The sequence below is a fragment of the Pseudomonas sp. 2822-17 genome (assembly GCF_002742485.1).
GTDB classification, from domain to species: domain Bacteria; phylum Pseudomonadota; class Gammaproteobacteria; order Pseudomonadales; family Pseudomonadaceae; genus Aquipseudomonas; species Aquipseudomonas cyclaminis.
This window is the reverse complement of the sequence record NZ_LJRZ01000871.1, coordinates 1-250: the sequence shown is the minus strand read 5'-3', so window position 1 is coordinate 250 and position 250 is coordinate 1. Positions and strand designations below refer to the sequence as shown.

The following is a 250-nucleotide window of genomic DNA, read 5'->3' as shown; positions in this document are numbered from 1 at the left end:
CAGTTAGAGCCGCTGCATGCAATGTCGCTTCCATTGCAGGATTTACCGTATCCACAGCAGCAACTACAGCAACCTTAGGGTTAGATATCCCCATTTGATTGACCACATCTACAGCATTTTGTAAAATTTGAGTTTTGTCTTCTAAGCTTGGGTGGATATTCATCGCAGCATCAGTCACAAATAGGATTTTTTCTCTAGATGGTACTGAAAATCCAGCAATATGAGATAGAATTTTTCCAGTCCTTAGTCC

Annotated in this window: 1 protein-coding gene; it reads right to left on the bottom strand. The window is 40.8% G+C overall.

Annotation, left to right across the window (positions count from 1 at the left end):
• Window positions 1-250: phosphate acyltransferase (locus AOA60_RS29560; RefSeq protein WP_256592903.1), on the bottom strand; the 250-nt coding region annotated here is incomplete at both ends.